This is a genomic window from Streptomyces sp. BBFR25 (genome assembly GCF_044590125.1).
Classification (GTDB): Bacteria; Actinomycetota; Actinomycetes; order Streptomycetales; family Streptomycetaceae; genus Streptomyces; species Streptomyces canus_D.
This window is the reverse complement of record NZ_CP172447.1, coordinates 4,241,819-4,264,128: the sequence shown is the minus strand read 5'-3', so window position 1 is coordinate 4,264,128 and position 22,310 is coordinate 4,241,819. Positions and strand designations below refer to the sequence as shown.

Annotated in this window: 18 protein-coding genes; 9 read left to right on the top strand and 9 right to left on the bottom strand. The window is 68.6% G+C overall.

Annotated elements, in window-relative coordinates; translation table 11 throughout:
- Positions 1 to 15 precede the first annotated feature (15 nt).
- A complete protein-coding gene (locus ACGH52_RS19390; protein ID WP_399940997.1) occupies positions 16 to 2,421 on the bottom strand; it encodes a DUF6049 family protein in 2,406 nt (801 codons plus the stop codon).
- A gap of 225 nt (positions 2,422 to 2,646) precedes the next feature.
- On the opposite strand from ACGH52_RS19390, the gene ACGH52_RS19385 reads away from it, so the two are divergent.
- Positions 2,647 to 4,098, top strand: coding sequence for a CCA tRNA nucleotidyltransferase (locus tag ACGH52_RS19385; protein WP_076975224.1), 1,452 nt, complete (start codon positions 2,647 to 2,649; stop codon positions 4,096 to 4,098).
- Positions 4,099 to 4,197: 99 nt separating this feature from the next.
- Here ACGH52_RS19385 and ACGH52_RS19380 read toward each other — a convergent pair whose 3' ends face one another.
- The 4 genes from ACGH52_RS19380 to ACGH52_RS19365 all read right to left on the bottom strand — a co-directional run bounded on the left by ACGH52_RS19380 (position 4,198) and on the right by ACGH52_RS19365 (position 7,985).
- A complete protein-coding gene (locus ACGH52_RS19380; RefSeq protein WP_076975225.1) occupies positions 4,198 to 4,791 on the bottom strand; it encodes a hypothetical protein in 594 nt (197 codons plus the stop codon).
- A gap of 31 nt (positions 4,792 to 4,822) precedes the next feature.
- Positions 4,823 to 6,100 (bottom strand): MFS transporter, encoded by a 1,278-nt coding sequence (locus ACGH52_RS19375; protein ID WP_399940994.1) that lies wholly within the window; start codon positions 6,098 to 6,100, stop codon positions 4,823 to 4,825.
- Between the two features lie 80 nt (positions 6,101 to 6,180).
- Complete coding sequence (locus ACGH52_RS19370; protein ID WP_076975227.1) at positions 6,181 to 7,263, bottom strand: inositol-3-phosphate synthase; 1,083 nt, start codon at positions 7,261 to 7,263, stop codon at positions 6,181 to 6,183.
- A gap of 44 nt (positions 7,264 to 7,307) precedes the next feature.
- Positions 7,308 to 7,985 (bottom strand): helix-turn-helix transcriptional regulator, encoded by a 678-nt coding sequence (locus ACGH52_RS19365; protein WP_399940991.1) that lies wholly within the window; start codon positions 7,983 to 7,985, stop codon positions 7,308 to 7,310.
- Between the two features lie 658 nt (positions 7,986 to 8,643).
- Between ACGH52_RS19365 and ACGH52_RS19360 the strand changes: the two genes are divergently transcribed.
- Together ACGH52_RS19360 and ACGH52_RS19355 are read left to right on the top strand one after the other, a co-directional pair.
- On the top strand, positions 8,644 to 11,028 hold the full coding sequence (locus ACGH52_RS19360; protein ID WP_399940988.1) for a transglycosylase domain-containing protein: 2,385 nt from the start codon (positions 8,644 to 8,646) through the stop codon (positions 11,026 to 11,028).
- 125 nt (positions 11,029 to 11,153) lie between these two features.
- The gene (locus tag ACGH52_RS19355; RefSeq protein ID WP_399946797.1) at positions 11,154 to 12,662 is read left to right on the top strand and encodes a glycosyltransferase family 87 protein; all 1,509 of its coding nucleotides are present in this window, start codon (positions 11,154 to 11,156) and stop codon (positions 12,660 to 12,662) included.
- Between the two features lie 83 nt (positions 12,663 to 12,745).
- Here ACGH52_RS19355 and ACGH52_RS19350 read toward each other — a convergent pair whose 3' ends face one another.
- The 3 genes from ACGH52_RS19350 to ACGH52_RS19340 form a co-directional block, all read right to left on the bottom strand.
- Complete coding sequence (locus ACGH52_RS19350; RefSeq protein WP_052836802.1) at positions 12,746 to 13,777, bottom strand: alanine racemase; 1,032 nt, start codon at positions 13,775 to 13,777, stop codon at positions 12,746 to 12,748.
- 61 nt (positions 13,778 to 13,838) lie between these two features.
- Positions 13,839 to 14,960, bottom strand: coding sequence for a peptidoglycan bridge formation glycyltransferase FemX (gene femX, locus ACGH52_RS19345; RefSeq protein WP_003975027.1), 1,122 nt, complete (start codon positions 14,958 to 14,960; stop codon positions 13,839 to 13,841).
- Positions 14,961 to 15,097: 137 nt separating this feature from the next.
- A complete protein-coding gene (locus tag ACGH52_RS19340; RefSeq protein ID WP_076975231.1) occupies positions 15,098 to 15,403 on the bottom strand; it encodes a hypothetical protein in 306 nt (101 codons plus the stop codon).
- A gap of 275 nt (positions 15,404 to 15,678) precedes the next feature.
- On the opposite strand from ACGH52_RS19340, the gene rpsF reads away from it, so the two are divergent.
- The 4 genes from rpsF (at position 15,679) to rplI (ending at position 17,394) form a co-directional block, all read left to right on the top strand.
- Positions 15,679 to 15,969: a 30S ribosomal protein S6 gene (gene rpsF, locus ACGH52_RS19335; RefSeq protein WP_003975025.1), complete on the top strand. Its 291-nt coding sequence runs from the start codon at positions 15,679 to 15,681 to the stop codon at positions 15,967 to 15,969.
- An 80-nt stretch (positions 15,970 to 16,049) separates the two neighbouring features.
- Complete coding sequence (locus tag ACGH52_RS19330) at positions 16,050 to 16,646, top strand: single-stranded DNA-binding protein (protein ID WP_052836804.1); 597 nt, start codon at positions 16,050 to 16,052, stop codon at positions 16,644 to 16,646.
- Positions 16,647 to 16,692: 46 nt separating this feature from the next.
- Positions 16,693 to 16,929, top strand: a complete 237-nt coding sequence (gene rpsR / locus ACGH52_RS19325; protein ID WP_003949403.1) for a 30S ribosomal protein S18 — start codon at positions 16,693 to 16,695, stop codon at positions 16,927 to 16,929.
- Positions 16,930 to 16,947: 18 nt separating this feature from the next.
- Complete coding sequence (gene rplI, locus ACGH52_RS19320) at positions 16,948 to 17,394, top strand: 50S ribosomal protein L9 (RefSeq protein ID WP_076975232.1); 447 nt, start codon at positions 16,948 to 16,950, stop codon at positions 17,392 to 17,394.
- 145 nt (positions 17,395 to 17,539) lie between these two features.
- Here rplI and ACGH52_RS19315 read toward each other — a convergent pair whose 3' ends face one another.
- Positions 17,540 to 18,877: an MATE family efflux transporter gene (locus ACGH52_RS19315; protein ID WP_399940982.1), complete on the bottom strand. Its 1,338-nt coding sequence runs from the start codon at positions 18,875 to 18,877 to the stop codon at positions 17,540 to 17,542.
- 459 nt (positions 18,878 to 19,336) lie between these two features.
- Here ACGH52_RS19315 and dnaB point away from each other — a divergent pair, with 459 nt between their 5' ends.
- Both dnaB and ACGH52_RS19305 read left to right on the top strand, forming a co-directional pair.
- On the top strand, positions 19,337 to 20,815 hold the full coding sequence (dnaB, locus tag ACGH52_RS19310) for a replicative DNA helicase (protein ID WP_076975233.1): 1,479 nt from the start codon (positions 19,337 to 19,339) through the stop codon (positions 20,813 to 20,815).
- A gap of 94 nt (positions 20,816 to 20,909) precedes the next feature.
- Positions 20,910 to 22,295, top strand: coding sequence for a serine hydrolase (locus ACGH52_RS19305; RefSeq protein ID WP_210975159.1), 1,386 nt, complete (start codon positions 20,910 to 20,912; stop codon positions 22,293 to 22,295).
- The last annotated feature ends 15 nt before the right edge of the window (positions 22,296 to 22,310 follow it).

Sequence of the window (22,310 nt, the reverse complement as noted above, 5' to 3'; positions counted from 1 at the left end):
CCGGCCACGACATCCTCAACGGTCCACTCTCTCACCCGTGCCGGACGGGTCGGTGCTTTCCGCTGCGGTGTCCGGTGTCGGGTCACTCGGCTGCTCCGGGTCGCCTGTCCGGGCCGGTGCCGCGGACTCCTCCGTGAGACGTCCTCCGGGACCCTCCGGGTTCTCCGAGCCGTTCCCGGAGTCCTCCGACGGCTCCGGCTCCTCGGAGTCGCCCTGCTCGCCCTTCTCGGCGGCACGGGCCGCGGCGCGCTTGCGCTGCGTGTACATCCGGAACCCGGCGAGGACGAGCAGCAGGACGCCGCCGCCGATGACGAGCATCACGGTGGCCGTGATCTCGGTGACCTTCACGTCGAAGGTCACGGGCTCGCCGTACGGCCGCCCGTCCTTCGTGTACAGCTGGGCGATCACCGTCGCGCGGCCGTTGGCGTTGGCCGACGTGGTGAACTTCACCGACTGGCTGTGGCCGCCGGAGACCGAGATCGGCTGCTCCTCGTAGTCGGCGCCGTCGATCTCGAGGCGCGTCGGATTCGTCGAGGTGAGCCGGAGGAACAGGGGGCCGACGTCCTGCACGAGGTTGTTCTGCACCGTGACCGGGATCGTGGCGCTGCGGCCGGAGAGCTTCGTGTCCGACTTGTCGATCAGTCTGACCCGGCCCGCCAGCCCGTCGAGGTAGGACTTCACTCCGGTGCGGAACGACTTCGCCTCGGCGGCCCGGCCGCGCCACGACACGGACATCTCCCGGTTCAGGGCGCGTCCGAAGGGGGTCACCACCCGGGACGGGTCCGAGAGCACGACCTTGAAGCCGTCCAGCGCGTCCTGCGTCCGCGCGCTCTCCACGAAGGCCGACCGGGGCAGCTCCTTCTTGCGCAGCGCCGACGGGTACGAGGAGGCCCCCGGAACCGTGGTGGTGGCGTCCGGGTCCGGCTTGGCCGCGGAGGCCGCCGCCAGCTTCTGGGACTGGGACCAGGTGCCGCTCTGGAGGGCCCGCAGCGCCTCGGCCATCGCGCGGGCCTGGCTGCCGGAGGGCATGCGCTGCGGGGCGATGACGACGCTGCGCTGCTTGTCGGTCTGGAGCCCCAGGCCGAGGCTCTGGGCGAGGAAGCGCTGCACGGCGAGTGTGGAGGCGGACGCGTTCGTCAGGTCGCCCTCGAAGGCCCTGGACATCCGGGCGTCCGCCACGACGGCCGTGGTGCCGCCGCCGATGGGGCGGGCGGCGGACGGTGTGTAGGACAGTCCGTTGGTCTCCTGGAGGCTGTCGCTGCGCGCGATCACCTTGTCGGCGCCCGCCGAGGTGGCGACCTTGACGATCGACCGGTCGACGGCGCCGTCCACGGGCCAGGCGAAGTCGGTGTTCGGCTTCACATGGAGGATCGGCTCGACGGTGTTGTCGACGACGTCCGTCGCGTCCTTGAGCTGACTCAGCGAGCCGGTGACATCCGTGCCGTTGTGGGCCAAGGACGCCAGGTCGGGGTCGGCGAAGGGGAGAGCGACGACCTCCTTGTCGGCGACCGCGTCCTGCACGTCGGCGAGCCACTGCTTGGCGACCGCCTGGTGGGTGCCGGCGGTGGTCTTGTCCCCGTCCCGGACGCGGTAGCTGCCCGTCATGGCGTCGACGGACGCCAGCAGGTCCGGGTCGACCACCCAAGTGACGTCGAGGTCCTTGCCCAGCGTCACCATCTGGTTCAGACGGCCGCCGGGGGAGATCTCCTTCGCCAGGTCGTTGTTGAGGAAGACCGGGGTCTGCTCCTCGTTCGGCCCCGTTTCGGCGGCCATGTGCGTCGTCGAGACGAGTGGCCACAGCGCCGTCGTCCTGGTCCTGGTGCCGGCCTCGTCGGGCTGCCACGGCAGGAACGTCCGCTGGATGCCGAGGATCTGCTCCCACGGCTGCGCGGAGGTCTCACCGGACAGTGAGACGGCGAACTCGTAGACGCCGTCGTTGCCGAGGTTCAGGTCGTCGACCGGCACGGAGATGTTGAAGTGCTCGGCGACACCGGGGGTGAGCTTGGAGAACTTCTCGGTGTACTTGTTGTCGATCTCCGGGGAGATGGAGCCCTGGAGATCGTCGCTGTTCTTGGCGATCCTGTCGACCGACGAGCGGGTGTCGACCGGCGGCCCGACGCGCAGGCCCACATGGGCGTCGGTGACGCTCTGCTTGCCGTGGTTGGTCACGGTGCCCGACACGGTCACCGTGTCCCCGTCCGTGGGCGCGGAGGGGGTGAGCGAGTCGACAGCCACGGCCACCGAACCCGAGTCGGAGTCGGCCAGAGCGGCGGTCGCCTCTTCCGCGTGCGCCGCGCCGGCGGCGGGCAGCTGGACCAGGCCGGCCAGCAGCGGCGCCCCGGCGAGCAGTGCCGTGGTGCGCCGCAGCCACCGGCGGGCAGGTGAGGCACTGGTCCCCTGGAAGTCTGCCGCCTCGGCCACGCGCTCGCCCGTCCCTCGTCGTGATCAGTGGTCGTCGGAATGTGCGTCCACGCATGGTAACGATGTGCGGCGAGGGGAAGTGCCGCGGAGTACGCCACAAGATCCGCGGCCGGGCCGGGCTTCCCTCTATGTGTGCCTATAAAGGGAGCGGTGCGGAAGTGGGGGATTCGGTGCGCGATCAATCGGGGCGCCCGTCTCCGCCCGGGCCACGTACCCTGTTTTGTTGTGCCGAACGCCAACGAAGTCAGCCCCAGCGCCCTGAGCCAGGAGCAGCCCCGCACGGTGAGTGAGCCGTTGCGGATCGCCCCTGTCGCCGACGATCTCGCCCGCCGCTTCCAGGAGGCCGGGTTCTCGCTCGCCCTGGTCGGCGGCTCGGTCCGGGACGCCTTGCTCGGGCGGCTCGGCAACGACCTGGACTTCACGACCGACGCCCGTCCCGAGGACGTACTGAAGATCATGCGTCCCTGGGCGGACGCGGTCTGGGAGGTCGGGATCGCCTTCGGCACGGTCGGGGGACAGAAGGACGGCTGGCAGATCGAGGTGACCACCTACCGGTCGGAGGCGTACGACCGCACCTCGCGCAAGCCCGAGGTGTCCTACGGCGACTCCATCGAGGAGGACCTCGTCCGGCGCGACTTCACGGTGAACGCGATGGCCGTCGCGCTCCCGGAGAAGGCGTTCATCGACCCGCACGGCGGCCTCGACGACCTCGCGTCCCGCGTCCTGCGTACTCCCGGGACCCCCGAGGACTCGTTCTCGGACGACCCGCTCCGGATGATGCGGGCCGCGCGCTTCGCCGCGCAGCTCGACTTCGAGGTGGCGCCGGAGGTCGTCAAGGCCATGCACGACATGGCCGGGCGCATCGACATCGTCTCCGCCGAGCGGGTCCGGGAGGAGCTGAACAAGCTCATCCTCTCCTCCCACCCGCGCAAGGGCCTGAGCCTGCTGGTGGAGACGGGCCTGGCCGAGCGGGTCCTGCCCGAGCTGCCGGCCCTGCGGCTGGAGCGGGACGAGCACCACCGGCACAAGGACGTCTACGACCACACGCTCATCGTCCTGGAGCAGGCGATGGCCCTGGAGAGCGAGGGGCCCGACCTGACCCTGCGCCTGGCCGCCCTGCTGCACGACATCGGCAAGCCGCGCACCCGCCGCTTCGAGAAGGACGGCAGGGTCTCGTTCCACCACCACGAGGTGGTCGGGGCGAAGATGACGAAGAAGCGCATGATCGCGCTCAAGTACTCCAACGAGCTGGTGAAGGACGTCTCACGCCTGGTCGAGCTGCATCTTCGCTTCCACGGCTATGGCACGGGTGAGTGGACCGACTCCGCGGTCCGCCGCTATGTCCGGGACGCGGGACCGCTGCTCGACCGTCTGCACAAGCTGACGCGGTCGGACTGCACGACGCGGAACAAGCGCAAGGCGGCGGCCCTCTCCCGTGCGTACGACGGCCTGGAGGAGCGGATCGCGCAACTGCAGCAGCAGGAGGAGCTGGACTCGATCCGCCCGGACCTGGACGGCAACCAGATCATGGAGATCCTCGGCATCCGCCCTGGACCGGCCGTCGGGCAGGCGTACAAGCATCTGCTGGAGCTTCGCCTGGAGAACGGGCCGATGGAGCACGACGCGGCGGTGGCGGCGCTGAAGGAGTGGTGGGCTCAGCACCCGGAGAACGCATGAGAACGGGCGGCATGTTTCACGTGAAACGTGCCGCCCGCTTGGGTTCATGTTTCACGTGAAACATGCCCGTGAAGCAGAAGAGGAGAGAACTCTCTCGCCTCAGGCCTCGCCGAGGCAGAGCAGGAACTCTTCGCCGTCACCGGTCTCGGCGTAGAAGCCGGTGGCTCCGTCGACCTTCCGGCACTCCGTCTCGGCGGTCACCGACGTGAAGTGGCCCTTCACCTTCGAGAGAACCTTGCCCTCGGCCTCGGAGGAGGAGCAGTCCACGACCTCCATGCGGTCCGAGGATGACGACGCGGCCTTCAGGCAGTCACCCACACCGGCTTGGTCGGCGTCGTCCCGGCTGGCGATGTAACCGCCGACCGCGACACCCACGACGACCACCGCGATGACGATGTTCTTGATCACCTTGAAGCTCGGCTTGCGGCGGGCCGGCTGCGGCGGCACCGGGGCGTACGGCGCACCCTGCTGCGGAAAGCCGGGCTGACCGGGCTGGCCGGCCTGCTGCGGGAAGCCCGGCTGCCCCTGGGCGTAGGGGTTCTGCCCCTGAGGCTGCTGCGGAGCCTGCGGCTGGTTCTGCGCGAACGGGTTGCCCTGAGGCGGCGGCTGGGTGGTCACTGGGGGTCCCCCTGATATAGGTGCGTGTCGCGGACATGCCGCGAGATAAGACGCACGTAAGCTACCGGGTCCCACTGACAACTCTGTACTCCGGTGGGGCTCTGTGTCACTGATGTGACACTTGCCGGCTCTCAAACCGGGCCATAGCTGCCGCAACCACGCCGTAGACCACGGAGACCGTCACGACCAGCGCCACCGACCGGCCGTCGGGCGGCAGCATGAGGGCGGCCACCCCGGCCGCGCCGACGAAGGCCACGTTGAACAGCACGTCGTAGACGGAGAAGATCCGGCCCCGGAAGGTGTCGTCGACCGAGGACTGCACGACCGTGTCGGTCGCGATCTTCGCCCCCTGTGTGGTCAGGCCCAGCACGAACGCGGCGGCGAGCAGGGGCGCCGTGGCGAACGGCAGACCCAGCGCCGGTACCAGCACGGTGGCGATCGTCGCGCACACGGCCATCCAGCGGCCGGGTCCCAGCCGCCCCGCCGCCCAGGGAGTGACCACCGCCGCCGCGAAGAAGCCCGCTCCGGACACCCCCAGCGCCAGCCCCAGCAGGGCGAGGCCCTCCTCCGTGTCCGAGGTCAGGGAGTACCGGCACAGCATCAGCAGCATGACCAGCAGGGCGCCGTAGCAGAACCGCATCAGTGTCATGCCCGCGAGCGCCCAGGCCGCTTCCCTTCGGGCGGGCGCGGCGAGGTGACGTACGCCCGCCACCAGGTCGCGGGCCGTGCCGGTGAGCGCCGAGGTCAGCCGGGGCGGTACGCGTGCCGGGTCGGGACCCAGCAGCTCCACGGCGATCCGCAGCGACGCCAGTGCTCCGCACAGGTAGAGGCCGGCGCCGAGCAGCACCACGGCGGCGTCGGAGTCCGAGACCACGAGGCGCACGACGAAGGCCAGGCCGCCGCCCGCGGTGGCGGCCAGGGTGCCGGCCGTCGGGGAGAGCGAGTTGGCGATCACCAGGCGTTCCGCGTCGACCACCCGGGGCAGCGCGGCGGACAGGCCCGCGAGGACGAAGCGGTTGACGGCCGTGACACACAGCGCCGAGACGTAGAAGAGCCAGTCGGGGACGGAAGCGATCATCAGCACCGCGGTCACCGAGGCCAGCGCGGCGCGCAGCAGGTTGCCGTAGAGGAAGACCTGGCGGCGGCGCCAGCGGTCGAGGAGCACTCCGGCGAAGGGGCCCACCAGGGAGTACGGAAGCAGCAGCACGGCCATGGCGGAGGCGATCGCGGCGGGCGAGGTCTGTTTCTCCGGGGAGAAGACGACGTAGGTGGCGAGCGCGACCTGGTAGACACCGTCGGCCCCCTGGGAGAGCAGACGCACGGCGAGCAGGCGCCGGAACCCCTTCAGACGCAGCAGGACGCGCAGGTCACGGACGACGGCCATGGGGCACAGCCTCACATACGGGAAAGGTCCCCGGGTCACGCGACCCGGGGACCCCTCGGCAGACCGGGGTCAGCGGCTGCTCAGCGCTCGACCTCGCCCGCGATGAACTTCTCGACGTTGGCACGGGCCTCGTCGTCGAAGTACTGGACCGGCGGGGACTTCATGAAGTAGCTCGACGCCGACAGGATCGGGCCGCCGATGCCGCGGTCCTTGGCGATCTTCGCGGCGCGCAGGGCGTCGATGATGACACCGGCCGAGTTCGGGGAGTCCCAGACCTCGAGCTTGTACTCCAGGTTCAGCGGGACGTCACCGAAGGCGCGGCCCTCGAGGCGGACGTAGGCCCACTTGCGGTCGTCCAGCCAGGCGACGTAGTCGGACGGGCCGATGTGGACGTTGTCCGCACCCAGGTCGCGGTCGGGGATCTGGGAGGTGACGGCCTGCGTCTTGGAGATCTTCTTGGACTCCAGGCGCTCGCGCTCGAGCATGTTCTTGAAGTCCATGTTGCCGCCGACGTTCAGCTGCATCGTGCGGTCCAGGACGACGCCCCGGTCCTCGAACAGCTTCGCCATGACGCGGTGCGTGATGGTGGCGCCGACCTGCGACTTGATGTCGTCGCCGACGATCGGGACGCCCGCCTCGGTGAACTTGTCCGCCCACTCCTTGGTGCCGGCGATGAAGACCGGGAGGGCGTTGACGAAGGCGACCTTGGCGTCGATGGCGCACTGGGCGTAGAACTTCGCCGCGACCTCGGAACCGACGGGCAGGTAGCAGACCAGAACGTCGACCTGCTTGTCCTTGAGGATCTGGACGACGTCGACCGGCGCCTCGTCGGACTCCTCGATGGTCTGGCGGTAGTACTTGCCGAGACCGTCGTGCGTGTGGCCGCGCTGGACCTGGACGCCGCTGTTCGGCACGTCGCAGATCTTGATGGTGTTGTTCTCGGAGGCGCCGATGGCGTCCGCGAGGTCCAGGCCGACCTTCTTGGCGTCCACGTCGAAGGCGGCGACGAACTCGATGTCACTGACGTGGTAGTCGCCGAACTGGACGTGCATCAGGCCGGGGACCTTGGCCGCCGGGTCGGCGTCCTTGTAGTACTCGACGCCCTGCACCAGCGATGCGGCGCAGTTGCCCACACCGACGATGGCTACGCGAACCGAACCCATTCCGGTTGCTCCCTGTGTGTACGAGTGAGGCCCCGACTGGGCGCTCACGTGGCGGTGTCGCCGGGCGTATCCGGCCGGGGGTCGTCCCCCGGCCGGGGCAGGCCGCCCGCCGCTCCATGTGTCGTGTCCTGTTGAGCGGTCCCCTCGGCGGCGGAATCCCGGAGGTCCCGCCCCGCCCGCTCGCTCTCGATGAGCTCGTTCAGCCAGCGCACTTCGCGCTCCACGGACTCCATTCCGTGGCGCTGCAGCTCAAGCGTGTAGTCGTCGAGTCGCTCCCGGGTGCGGGCCAGGGAGGCCCGCATCTTCTCCAGGCGCTCCTCCAGCCGGCTGCGCCGACCCTCGAGCACGCGCATGCGCACGTCTCGCGACGTCTGGCCGAAGAACGCGAAGCGAGCGGCGAAGGTCTCGTCCTCGTACGCGTCCGGGCCCGTCTGGGAGAGGAGCTGCTCGAAATGTTCCTTACCGTCGGCCGTCAACCGGTAGACGATCTTGGCGCGACGTCCCGTGAGGGAGGCGGCGGCCTCGCCGACGTTCCCCGGTTCCTCGATCAACCAGCCGTTGGCGACCAGCGTCTTGAGGCAGGGGTAGAGCGTCCCGTAGCTGAACGCCCGGAACACACCCAGTGACGTGTTGAGCCGTTTACGCAGCTCGTAGCCGTGCATCGGGGACTCGCGGAGCAGGCCGAGTACGGCGAACTCGAGGATGCCGGATCTCCGGCTCATCGTCGCCTCCTCTCGCCCTTATGCCGTGCTGATGTATCGAGTCGATACATCAGCACGATAGAACGAGCTTCTGCGTGCGACAAGAGGGGAACTGGTGAACGGGATCACATCAGGGTTTCATCGCGAGCAAGTTGCCTGATTTGAGGTGAACTTCGGGCCGCGGGGGTTTTGACGGTGCGTAGTGTGTGCGCCATGCAGACCACCGGGAACCGAGTGACGTCTGGGGGCGTCCCTGTCCCCGGTGCAGTACGGGTGAATGCGGAAGGGGCCGCATCCGTACTTCGGGGGGACCGGAAACCAGCCGCCTTTACCAGGCGCGCAAAGGTGCGCCTGCCCGAGGAGTAGTCGTTCGATGAGCGAGCACCGTCGCAAACCGCCGCAGCCGCAGGGAGGCGGACGTGCCGCGGCCCGACGCGGTCAGTCCGGCTCGTCCTCCGGCCGCCGTGCGGCACCGCGAGGCGCCACAGGGTCTCCGTCCGGCTCGTACGGTCCGGAGAACGAGGAACGTGCGTACGGGAGCCGCGCCGAGGCCCGGCGCGCGGCACAGCGGAGCGGGGGTGGCCGTCGCAGAGCGGCCGAGCCGGGCCGCGGTGGCCGCCGAGGGGCCCCCGGCGGCTCGGCAGGGCGAGGGCGCGCCGCGGCGCCCGGCAAGAAGCGGATGATCGACTACCCGCGCCACGACAAGGACGGGTGGCACCGCTGGGTGCCGTCCTGGAGGCTCGTCTCCGGACTGTGCATCGCGTTCTTCGGCTGTCTGGTCGGTGCCGCCGGCCTCGCCTACGCCATGGTGAGCGTTCCCGTCATCGACGAGAGCGCCACGGCGCAGAACAACGTCTACTACTGGGCCGACAACACCCAGATGGTGGCCACGGGCGGGGACCGCAACCGCCAGAGCGTCGATCTCTCGCAGATTCCCAAGGCGATGCGCAATGCCGTCATCTCGCAGGAGAACAAGACGTTCTACTCCGACAGCGGCATCGATCCTAAGGGCATCGCCCGCGCCGTGTTCAACATGGCCAAGGGCGGTGAGACGCAGGGTGGCTCCACCATCACCCAGCAGTACGTGAAGAACGCGATGCTCAACGACCAGTCGCAGACGGTCTCCCGCAAGGTCAAGGAGATCTTCGTCTCGATCAAGGTCGGAGCCGAGGAGCCGAAGGACAAGATCCTCGAGGGCTACCTGAACTCCGCCTACTACGGCCGCGGCGCCTACGGCATCCAGGCCGCCGCACGGGCGTACTTCAACGTCGACGCCGTCGACCTCAACCCGGGACAGTGCGCCTTCCTGTCGTCGGTGCTCAAGGGCGCCACCTACTACGACCCGGCGGGCTCGATCGCGATCGACCCGGCGGCCACGCCCGAGGCCAACAAGAAGCGGGCCCTCTCCCAGATGCAGGACACCCTCGACAAGATGGTCGAGTACGGGCATCTGAGCCAGGCGGAACGGGCCAAGTACCCCGAACTCCCCACCACGCAGAACCCGCAGTCGAACGCGAATCTGGGCGGCCAGATCGGCTACCTCGTCAGGCTCGCCAAGGCCTCCGTGGTCAGGAGCGGCGCGGTGACGGAGCAGCAGCTGGAGAAGGGCGGCTACTCGATCTACACGACCTTCGAGAAGAAGAAGGTCGACGAGCTCGAGAAGGCGGTCCAGAAGGTCTACAAGGAGAAGATCGACCCCAAGAAGCGCCCCAAGACGGACACCCACGTCCAGTTCGGCGGTGCCTCGATCGACACCAAGACCGGGGCCATCAAGGCCATCTACGGCGGTGAGGACGCCACCAAGCACTTCACCAACAACGCCGACGTGACCGGTGCCCAGGTCGGTTCGACGTTCAAGCCGTTCGTGCTCGCGGCGGCGATGAAGTGGGGTGTGCGCGACCCGGACCTCGGACCGGTCCAGGCCCAGGACGAGCGCACCGTCGTCTCCCCGAAGAGCCTCTACAGCGGCAAGAACGACCTCAAGATCAACAACTACGACGGGTCGATCTGGGAGAACGAGAAGGGCGAGCAGTGGCGTCAGGAGAACGACGGGCAGGACAGCCTCGGTGACCCGCCGGACTACAAGATCGACCTCCGTGAGGCGATGCGGGAGTCGGTGAACTCCGCCTTCGTGCAGCTCGGCATGGACGTCGGTCTGGACAAGGTGAAGGAGTCCGCCGTGGACGCGGGGCTCCTGGAGGACAGCCTGGCCGGTTCCGGCTATCCGTCCTTCTCCATCGGTGTCTCGGACCCGAGTGCCATCCGTATGGCGGGCGCGTACGCCACCTTCGCGGACAGCGGCAAGCAGCGCGAGCCGTTCTCCGTCACGAAGGTGACGAACAAGGACGGCACGCTCTACACGCACAAGGTCGAGGAGAAACAGGCGTTCACGGCGAAGGTCGCGGACAACGTGACGGACGTCCTGAAGACCGTCGTCGAGAAGGGAACGGGCACCAACGCCCAGCTGCCCGGTCGTGAGGTGGCCGGTAAGACCGGTACCACCGACGGCAACAAGTCCGCCTGGTTCGTCGGCTACACCCCGCAGATGTCGACCGCGATCAGCATGTACCGCTACCCGGACGACGAGACCATCAAGGACCGCACGTTCCTGGAGATGTTCGGAACCGGTGGCGAGAAGAAGATCCACGGTGCCTCCTTCCCGTCCACGATCTGGCAGGACTACATGTCCGACGCGGTCAAGGGCATGAAGGTGGAGAAGTTCCCGAAGCCGGAGCCCATCGGCGAGGTCATCAACGACGCACCGTCGCCGACCCCCACTCCCTCCCCCTCTCCCTCTGCTTCCAAGACCGAGGAGACGAGCCCGTCGCCGTCGCCGTCGCCCAGTGACACCGGGCCCAGCCCGTCGCCTTCCGAGACTGAGACCTGCGGTGTCTGGGACTGGAACTGCGAAAACGAGAGCAACGGGGGCAACGGCAACGGGGGCGCCGGCCCAGGTGGCTCGGAGGGAAGCGGATCACCTTCACCATCGGCCTCCGAGACGGAGGGAGACGGTGACAGCAACGGAAACAGCCGTGGAAACTCCATCTTGGGTCCGAATGGCTAGCTAGTCCCTAAGTCGCCGATATTGGGTGTTTCACGTGAAACACCCGCAAGTTTCACGTGAAACAGGGGCCGCCGCATCCACGAGGGTGCGGCGGCCCCCGCGTGTTCCCAGGCGCGTACGGCAGGATGTGCCCCATGCCCAGTGCAGAATCGACGCCAGCGAGCGTGCACGAGCCGGACCCGGTGCGGCCGACCAGGGAGGACACGGTCGCCGCAGCCGGCAGCGAGCTGATCGGCGGTCCGCTGGGCCGACGCGCCCTGCTCGGCACGTCCTGGTGGACCCCCGTGCGGGTCATCGCGCTCGTGGCGATCGGCATGTTCGCCCTAGGACTGGTCCAGAAAGCTCCCTGCTACAACGGTGCGTGGTTCTTCGGAGCCAGCTCCCAGTACACGCACGCGTGCTACTCGGACATCCCGCACCTGTATCAGGGCCGCGGGTTCGTCGACGGGCTCGTGCCGTACTTCGACAAGCTCCCCGGCGACATGGAGTATCTGGAGTACCCCGTCCTGACCGGCCTGTTCATGGAGGTCGCGTCCTGGCTCACGCCGGGCAGCGGCACCATCCAGGACCAGGAGCAGTGGTACTGGATGGTCAACGCCGGGATGCTCATGGTCTGTGCGGTCGTGATCGCCGTCTGCGTGACCCGCACGCACACCCGGCGCCCCTGGGACGGTCTGCTGGTCGCCCTGGCCCCCGCCTTCGCGCTGACCGCCACCGTCAACTGGGATCTGCTGGCGGTCGCCCTGACGGCCGCCGCCGTCCTCATGTGGTCCCGGGAGCGTCCGCTGGCCTTCGGCGTGCTGCTGGGCCTGGCCACGGCAGCCAAGCTCTATCCCTTCCTGATCCTCGGCCCCCTGCTCGTCCTGTGCTGGCGCGCGGGCAAATGGCGGGCGTTCGGAACAGCGCTGGGAGGCGCGGCCGTCGCCTGGCTCGTGGTGAACCTGCCGGTGATGCTCTTCGCCTTCGACGGCTGGTCGAAGTTCTACACGTTCAGCCAGGAACGCGGCGTGGACTTCGGGTCGTTCTGGCTGATCCTGGGGCAGAACTCCGACAACCCGCTCAGCACCGAAACCGTCAACACCCTCGCCACGCTTCTCATGCTGCTGTGCTGCGGCGCCGTCGCGGCACTCACGCTGACCGCACCCCGGCGGCCGCGGTTCGCCCAGCTCGCGTTCCTGATCGTCGCGGCGTTCATCCTCACCAACAAGGTCTACTCACCGCAGTACGTGCTCTGGCTGGTGCCGCTGGCCGCGCTGGCCCGGCCGAAGTGGCGGGACTTCCTGATCTGGCAGGCGTGCGAGGTGGCCTACTTCCTCGGCATCTGGATGTATCTCGCGTACACGACCAGCGGCGACGCCCACAAGGGTCTGCCGACGGACGGCTACCACTGGGCCATCGGCCTGCACCTGCTGGGCACGCTGTTCTTCTGCGTCATGGTGGTGCGCGACATCCTGATGCCGGACCGGGACCCGGTCCGGCGGTCGGGCGACGACGACCCGTCGGGCGGAGTGCTCGACGGCGCGGAGGACGTCTTCGTCCTGGGCCCCGCGGCTCGGACCGAGCAGCCCGCGGCCCACTTCGCAGGGCCACAGGTGCACTGGGGCAAGGGCGGGCAGCCGAACGGTTCGCTCTGAGTGAATGCGTGAAAGGCCGTACACGAGGATCACGGAGATGTCGCGTGACCTCGTGTACGGCCTTCTTGCGGGTACGGCCCGCGCTAGCGATCGAGGATGCGGTCGAACTGCGTGGTGGTGTGCCGCAGATGGGCCACCAGCTCGTCACCCACCTTGGGTTCCGACGCGTCCGAGGGCACGAACAGGATCGAGACCTGCATGTGCGGTGGCTCCGCGAACCAGCGCTGCTTGCCGCTCCAGACGAACGGCGAGAGGTTCCGGTTGACCGTGGCGAGACCGGCCCGGGCGACCCCCTTGGCACGCGGCATGACGCCGTGCAGCGCCTTCGGTGCCTCCAGCCCCACCCCGTGCGACGTACCGCCCGCCACGACGACCAGGAAGCCGTCTGAGGCGGCCTTCTGCTGCCGGTAGCCGAAACGCTCGCCCTTGGCGACACGCGTGACGTCCAGGACGGCGCCGCGGTACTCGGTGGCCTCGTGGTCACCCAGCCACAGCCGGGTGCCGATCCGGGCGCGGAAGCGGGTCTGCGGGAACTGCTGCTGGAGCCGGGCCAGTTCGTCGGCCTTGAGATGGCTGACGAACATGGTGTGCAGCGGCAGCCGGGCCGCGCGCAGCCGGTCCATCCAGCCGATGACCTCCTCGACGGCGTCCGAGCCGTCGGTGCGGTCCAGCGGCAGGTGGATGGCGAAGCCCTCCAGCCGGACGTTCTCTATGGCGGCGTGCAGCTGCGGCAGATCCTGTTCGCTGATGCCGTGCCGCTTCATCGAGGACATCACCTCGATGACCACGCGCGCGCCCACCAGGCCGTACACGCCGTCGATGGAGGACACCGAGCGCACGACCCGGTCGGGCAGCGGTACGGGTTCCTCACCACGCCGGTACGGCGTCAGGACCAGCAGGTCGCCGCCGAAGAAGTCCTTGATGCGGGCGGCCTCGTAGGTGGTGCCGACGGCCAGCACGTCCGAGCCCAGCCGCGTCGCCTCCTCCGCCAGCCGCTCGTGACCGAATCCGTAGCCGTTGCCCTTGCAGACCGGGACCAGCCCGGGGAACTGCTCCTGCACGTGCTTGTGGTGCGCCCGCCAGCGCGCGGTGTCGACGTAGAGCGTGAGCGCCATGGCCGGACCTGGAACCTTTCTCGTGGCTGTCAGAGATGCGGATCGGGGATGGGCTGCGCGGTCAGCGGCGCGACATGTAGATGTCGAGCGCCTTGTGGAGCAGCTTGTTCAGCGGGAAGTCCCACTCGCCGAGGTACTCGGCCGCCTGACCGCCCGTACCCACCTTGAACTGGATCAGGCCGAAGAGGTGGTCGCTCTCGTCCAGCGAGTCGGAGATGCCGCGCAGGTCGTAGACGGTGGCACCCAGCGCGTAGGAGTCGCGCAGCATGGCCCACTGCATGGCGTTCGACGGCCGGACCTCGCGGCCGATGTTGTCGGAGGCGCCGTAGGAGTACCAGACGTGCCCGCCGACGACCAGCATGGTCGCCGCCGACAGGTTCACCCCGTTGTGCCGGGCGAAGTACAGCCGCATGCGGTTGGGGTCCTCGTTGTTGAGGGCCGCCCACATGCGCTGGAAGTACGACAGCGGACGCGGCCGGAAGTGGTCGCGCACGGCCGTGATCTCGTACAGGCGCTGCCACTCCTCGAGATCGTGGTAGCCGCCCTGGACGACCTCGACACCCGCCTTCTCGGCCTTCTTGATGTTGCGGCGCCACAGCTGGTTGAAGTTCTTGTGGACCTCTTCCAGGGAGCGGTTGGCCAGCGGCACCTGGAAGACGTAGCGGGGCTGCACGTCACCGAAACCGGCGCCGCCGTCCTCGCCCTGCTGCCAGCCCATGCGGCGCAGCTTGTCGGCCACCTCGAATGCGCGCGGCTCGATGTGGTCCGCCTCTATGTCCCGCAGGCGCTTGACGTCGGGGTCCTGGATGCCCTTCTTGATGGACGTCGCGTCCCAGCGCCGGATGATCACCGGCGGGCCCATCTTCACGGAGAAGGCGCCCTGCTGCTTGAGGTGCGCCAGCATCGGCTCCATCCAGTCCTGGAGGTTCGGCGCGAACCAGTTGATGACCGGGCCCTCGGGCAGGTAGGCGAGGTAACGCTTGATCTTGGGCAGCTGCCGGTAGAGGACGAGGCCCACACCGACCAGCTCGCCGGTCCGGTCGTCGAACCAGCCGAGATTCTCCGAGCGCCACTCCGCCTTGACGTCCGCCCATGCCGGGACCTGCATGTGACTCGCCGCCGGCAGGCTCTGGATGTAGGCCAGATGCTGCTCGCGACTGATGGTCCTCAGGGTCAGGCTCATTCGGGGCGCTCCTCGGGCTGGTGTGTCCCCATGGGTACAGGGGCTCCGGCTCTCGCGCGAAGCCTACTGCGCCCTGTGAGCGCCCCGTCCGGCGTACGGCCACAAGGGCCTGCCTGGCCGTTGGCCGGCGGCGTGGATCAGCCGACGAGCCCGCCGTGGTAGATGCCGAAGAACAGACCGAGTGCGCAGGCACCGAGTCCCAGGATCAGGCCGAAGCGCTCCCGTGTCGTCTCGGACACGTACTGACCGTATCCGCCGGTCAGTACACCGAGCAGCCCCGCCCAGGAGGTCAGGACGTGCAGCCCGCGGAAGCTCGCGGTGGCCAGGGCGAGCACGCCCAGCACCACGGTCACGGCCAGGAGCGCGTCCTGGAGGGGGTGTCGTTTGCCGTCGGTGGCCAGCAGGCCGGTCCGGGGCCTGGCGGGTCGCGTGATCTGTGCCATGGAGAACCTCCTGCCGAAGGCAGTGTGTTTTAGCCCTCACATCCCTGACTACCGATTGTGTCCCTTCGAGGCCGGATTTCAACCGCAGGGCGACAGCCGGGTACGCTGTACCTTCCGCACCGGTGTCTGTTGCCGGCCACGACCGGGCCGCCTCCTCGGAGGAGGTCCGATTGTCAGTGGGTCCTGGTTTACTCATTGATGCCGGTGCGAACGCATCGCAACCCTCCTGCCACGGAACGACCGTGGCCGTTGAGTCCAAAGGAGGTGGGTTCCACATGCGTCACTACGAGGTGATGGTCATCCTCGACCCCGATCTCGAGGAGCGCTCTGTCTCCCCGCTGATCGAGAACTTCCTCTCTGTCGTCCGTGATGGCGGCGGAAAGGTCGAGAAGGTCGACACCTGGGGCCGTCGTCGTCTCTCGTACGAGATCAAGAAGAAGCCCGAGGGCATCTACTCGGTCATCGACCTGCAGGCCGAGCCTGCGGTCGTCAAGGAGCTCGACCGCCAGATGAACCTGAACGAGTCGGTCCTCCGGACCAAGGTCCTCCGTCCCGAGATGCACTGAGCCTTCCCGCTCAGCTGATCCCGGGATTCGAGTAGCAGCAACCAAGCAGCCAGAGCAGCAAACCCGCCGAGAGGTTCCCCATGGCAGGCGAGACCGTCATCACGGTCGTCGGCAATCTTGTCGACGACCCCGAGCTGCGCTTCACCCCGTCCGGTGCGGCCGTCGCGAAGTTCCGCGTCGCGTCGACTCCCCGCACCTTCGACCGCCAGACGAACGAGTGGAAGGACGGCGAGAGCCTCTTCCTGACCTGCTCGGTCTGGCGCCAGGCGGCGGAGAACGTCGCCGAGTCGCTCCAGCGAGGCATGCGCGTCATCGTGCAGGGCCGGCTGAAGCAGCGGTCCTACGAGGACCGTGAGGGCGTCAAGCGCACGGTCTACGAGCTGGACGTCGACGAGGTGGGCGCCAGCCTGCGCAACGCCACGGCCAAGGTCACCAAGACCTCGGGCCAGGGCCGCGGAGGCCAGGGCGGTTACGGCGGCGGTGGCGGCCAGGGTGGCGGCGGCTGGGGCGGCGGCCCCGGCGGCGGCCAGCAGGGCGGCGGCGCTCCGGCCGACGACCCCTGGGCGACCGGTGGTGCTCCCGCCGGTGGCCAGCAGGGCGGTGGCGGCCAGGGTGGCGGCGGCTGGGGCGGTGGCTCCGGCGGCGGTGGCGGCTACTCGGACGAGCCCCCCTTCTAAGGGAACGGGCTCTACCCACACTTCTTGATCACACAGGAGAAACATCATGGCTAAGCCGCCTGTGCGCAAGCCGAAGAAGAAGGTCTGCGCGTTCTGCAAGGACAAGGTCACGTACGTGGACTACAAGGACACGAACATGCTGCGGAAGTTCATTTCCGACCGCGGCAAGATCCGTGCCCGCCGCGTGACCGGCAACTGCACCCAGCACCAGCGTGACGTCGCCACGGCCGTGAAGAACAGCCGTGAGATGGCGCTGCTGCCCTACACCTCCACCGCGCGATAAGGGAAGGGTGACCGAGACATGAAGATCATCCTCACCCACGAGGTCACTGGCCTCGGTGCCGCGGGCGACGTCGTCGACGTCAAGGACGGTTACGCTCGCAACTACCTGATCCCGCGGAAGTTCGCTATCCGCTGGACCAAGGGTGGCGAGAAGGACGTGGCGCAGATCCGTCGCGCTCGCAAGATCCACGAGATCCAGACCATCGAGCAGGCCAACCAGGTGAAGGCCCAGCTCGAAGGTGTGAAGGTCCGTCTGGCCGTCCGCTCCGGCGACGCCGGTCGTCTCTTCGGTTCCGTCACCCCGGCCGACGTCGCTTCGGCGATCAAGGCCGCTGGTGGTCCCGAGGTCGACAAGCGCCGCATCGAGCTGGGCTCGCCGATCAAGACCCTGGGCGCTCACGAGACGTCCGTGCGTCTGCACCCCGAGGTTGACGCCAAGGTCAGCATCGAGGTCGTCGCTGCCTGAGCACTGCTCTCGCTGAAGCGATGAGAAGGGCCGCATCCCCCGACGGGGATGCGGCCCTTCTTCGTGACCGTGCTCGTGGCCGCCGTGTTCGTTCGCAGCCATGTTTCACGTGGAACGGCGCCTTTCACCGTTTCACGTGAAACGGTCAGCGCGTCGCGCCCGTGACGATCCAGCGACCCGATCGGGTACGCAGCCACAGCGTCACCAGACGCATCGCCATCATCAGCGTCATGGCCGCCCACAGGGCGGTGAGCCCACCGCCGAAGGTCGGGACGAGAAGTGCCGCGGGCGTGAAGACCACCAGGGTCAGCAGCATGGCCCAGGCAAGGTAGGGACCGTCGCCCGCACCCATGAGGACACCGTCCAGGACATAGACCACGCCGCAGATCGGCTGTGCCACGGCCACGATCACCAGTGCGGGCAGCGCAGCGTCCTTGACCGTGGAGTCGCCGGTGAACAGGGGCAGGAACGCCGGACGGGACAGCACCACGAGCAGGCCCAGTACGATCCCGACGGCGGCGCCCCACTCCACCATCCGGCGGCAGGCATCGCGTGCTCCCTGGGCGTCGCCCGCGCCCAGATAGCGCCCGATGATGGCCTGTCCGGCGATGGCGATGGCGTCGAGAGCGAAGGCGAGCAGGCTCCACAGGGAAAGGACGATCTGATGCGCCGCGACATCGGCGTCGCCCAGTCGGGCCGCCACGGCCGTCGCGATCATGAGTATGGCTCGCAAGGAGAGCGTGCGCACCAGCAGCGGCATCCCGGCCTGGGCGGAAGCCCTGATCCCGGCCAGGTCCGGCCGCAGGGAGGCGCCGTGTCGTCGGGCTCCTCGGACGACCACCCACAGATAGACCGCGGCCATGCCGCACTGGGCGATGACGGTGCCCCAGGCGGAACCCGCGATGCCGAGGTCGGCGCCGTAGACGAGGACGACATTGAGGACGGCGTTGGCGACGAAGCCGGCCACGGCCACATAGAGGGGGGTCCGGGTGTTCTGCAGTCCCCTCAGTACACCGGTCGAGGCGAGCACGACGAGCATGGCGGGGATGCCGAGGGCGGAGATCCGCAGATAGGTGGTGGCATAGGGGGCCGCGGTCTCGGAGGCGCCGAAGAGTTCCACGAGAGAGGGGGCCGTGGGCAGAACGACCGCTATGACGGCGGCGCCGAGCAGCAGTGCGAGCCAGATGCCGTCCATGCCCTGGCGGATCGCTGCTTGCAGATCCCCCGCGCCGACGCGACGGGAGACGGCCGCGGTGGTGGCGTAGGCGAGGAAGACGAACACGCTGACGGCTGTGGTGAGCAGGGCCGAGGCGATGCCGAGCCCGGCGAGCTGAGCGGTCCCGAGATGGCCGACGATGGCACTGTCGGCCATGACGAAAAGGGGCTCGGCGACGAGCGCGCCGAAGGCCGGGACTGCCAGCGCGACGATCTCTCGGTCGTGTCGGCGCCGGACGGTCCGGGTACGCGCGGGGGCCTGTGTCATGAGCACCAATCTAATCGTCCACAGGTAAGAGATGCAATGCTTCAATGACCCTTACGTCCGCTCTCGCCCCGTGCACTTCTGGGCACGGTTCGAAATGATCTTGATCCGACCGGGCAAGTTTTTCTTCTGCACAGGCGGTGGACGGTAAAGGTGCAGGCCAGGTGCGCTTTCCGAGTGGGAGTGCGGGCTTGTTCACAGGGCTGTCCACCGGGTCGTGCACAGGTTTGGCGGGGTTCTCCACAGCATCTGGCCAGTCGTCCACATGGCCTGTGGATAACCAGATTGGCTGACGGTGCCTGGGGGCCTACGGTTATCCGGCGCCCGCTCCGTCCGTCGGCTGGTGAACCGTCACAAAACCGACGCGCCAGAACCGGAGTTGGGCGTCTTATTTGTCAGTGCCGTGCCGTAGAAATGAGGGGCACGGCGAGGTCCGCTCGGCGGACGGGAGGAGGTGGCTCGGTGAGCATTTCCGAGCCCTTGGACGACCCGTGGGCCGACAGCGGCCCCAGTGATCGTCTGCCTGCTTCCCGCCGCCGCGGTGAGGGGGGCGGCCGCAGCCGGGACGATCAGCACGAGCGCGGCCCGGACAACGGGTGGGACGGCGGGGGTGCCGCGTTCGAGCGGGTGCCGCCGCAGGACCTGGACGCCGAGCAGTCCGTCCTCGGCGGGATGCTCCTGTCCAAGGACGCCATCGCCGACGTCGTCGAGATCCTCAAGGGCCACGACTTCTACAAGCCGGCCCACGAGACGGTCTACCAGGCCATCCTCGACGTCTACGCCAAGGGTGAGCCGGCCGACCCCATCACGATCGCCGCTGAACTCACCAAGCGCGGTGAGATCAACAAGGTCGGCGGCGCCTCGTATCTGCACACCCTCGTCCAGACCGTGCCGACGGCAGCGAACGCCGCGTACTACGCGGAGATCGTGCACGAGCGGGCGGTCCTGCGCCGCCTGGTGGAGGCCGGGACCCGGATCACCCAGATGGGATACGCGGCCGACGACGACGTCGACGAGATCGTCAACCGCGCCCAGGCCGAGATCTACGCCGTCACCGAGCAGCGCACCAGCGAGGACTATCTGCCGCTCGGCGACATCATGGAGGGCGCGCTCGACGAGATCGAGGCGATCGGGTCGCGCAGCGGCGAGATGACCGGTGTGCCGACGGGCTTCACGGACTTCGACTCACTGACCAACGGCCTGCACCCCGGGCAGATGATCGTCATCGCCGCACGTCCCGCGATGGGCAAGTCGACCCTCGCGCTGGACTTCGCGCGGGCCGCCTCGATCAAGAACAATCTGCCGAGCGTCATCTTCTCGCTCGAAATGGGACGCAACGAGATCGCGATGCGTCTGCTGTCCGCCGAGGCCCGCGTCGCGCTGCACCACATGCGGTCCGGCACGATGACGGACGACGACTGGACCCGGCTGGCGCGCCGGATGCCCGACGTGTCGGCCGCGCCGCTCTACATCGACGACTCCCCGAACCTGTCGATGATGGAGATCCGCGCCAAGTGCCGTCGTCTCAAACAGCGCAACGACCTCAAGCTGGTCGTCATCGACTACCTCCAGCTGATGCAGTCCGGCGGTTCGAAGCGTGCCGAGAGCCGGCAGCAGGAGGTCTCCGACATGTCCCGTAACCTCAAGCTCCTGGCGAAGGAGCTGGAGATCCCGGTCATCGCACTCTCCCAGCTGAACCGTGGTCCGGAGCAGCGCACCGACAAGAAGCCCATGGTCTCCGACCTGCGTGAGTCCGGTTCGATCGAGCAGGACGCGGACATGGTCATCCTGCTGCACCGTGAGGACGCCTACGAGAAGGAGTCGCCGCGCGCGGGCGAGGCGGACCTGATCGTGGCCAAGCACCGTAACGGCCCGACGGCGACCATCACGGTCGCCTTCCAGGGCCACTACTCGCGTTTCGTGGACATGGCCCAGACCTGACAGCCGGTCAGATGGACCTTCTGCTTCGTGACCGCACGGGGTGCCACGGGGAAATCGGCTCGACGTGAGGGGTGCCGGCCGGTGGACTGGGCACATGACGACACCTCAGGAAGAGCTGCTCCCCGCCACCCGTCGGGCGCTGACGCACCGGATCGCCGTGGCGCAGGCCGAGGGGCGTGCGCCGTCGCTCGTCGCGGCGGTGGTCCGGGGCGGGCGGACCGTGTGGCACGGTGCGCGGACCTCGGTCGACGGGCACGGTCCGGACGAGAACGTGCAGTACCGGATCGGCTCGATCACCAAAACGTTCACCGCGGTCCTGGTCCTTCGGCTGCGTGACGAGGGCCTGCTCGATCTCGGGGACCCACTGGAGAAGCATCTGCCGGGCACCGGGGTGGGGGAGGCCACGATCGCCGAGCTGCTCGCGCACTCGGGCGGGCTGGCCGCCGAGTCACCGGCGCCGTGGTGGGAGCGGACGCCGGGCTCGCTGCGGCCCGAACTCGCCGATGTGCTGGGCGAACGGCCGCTGCTGCACCCGGTGGGCCGTCGCCACCACTATTCCAACCCCGGCTATACCCTGCTCGGCGCGCTGGTCGAGAAGCTGCGGGGCGCTCCGTGGGAAGAGGTGCTGCAGCGGGAGGTGCTGGACCCGCTGCGGCTGGAGCGTACGGCCACCCGGCCCAGTGCCCCGCATGCCGGCGGCTGGGCGGTGCATCCCTGGGCCGACGTGATGCTGGCGGAGCCCATCGAGGACCTCGGGCGGATGGCCCCGGCCGGCCAGCTCTGGTCCACCACTGGGGACCTGGCGCGGTTCGCCGTCTTTCTCACGCAGGGGGACGAGAAGGTGCTCAGGGCGCAGACCGTGGAGGAGATGCGGGCGCCCGCCGCTCCGGTCGAGGCCGCGGATGTCGTGGACGGTGCGACCTACGGACTGGGTCTGCAGATCCAGAGCCAGGGCGGGCGGCTGCTCGTGGGGCACTCGGGCTCCCTGCCGGGCTTCCTGGCCAACCTCACCATCGGCGTGGCGGACGACGTGGCTGCTGTCGTCCTGACCAACTGCACCTCCGGTCCACTGCTCGCCGGGGTCGGGGCCGACCTCGTGCGCATTGTCGCCGAGGCGGAGCCCCGGATCCCCGAACCGTGGCGGCCACTGCGAGAGGTCGACTCCTCCGTACTGGAGTTGGCGGGGCAGTGGTACTGGGGGACGCACGCCTTCGCCCTGCGGTTGACGTCCGACGGAGGAGTTTCCCTCGGGCCGCTGTCGGGTCAGGGGCGCCGCTCGCGTTTCCGGGCGAACGGTGACGGCAGATGGACGGGACTGGAGGGGTACTACGCGGGTGAGTCGCTGCGTGCGGTGAGGCGCCCGGACGGAACCGTGAGCCATCTGGACCTCGGGTCGTTCGTCTTCACGCGTCAGCCGTACGAGGAGGGCGCCGACGTTCCGGGCGGAGTGGACCCGGAGGGATGGCGGGGGATCGGTTAGCAGCCGTCCCTCCGG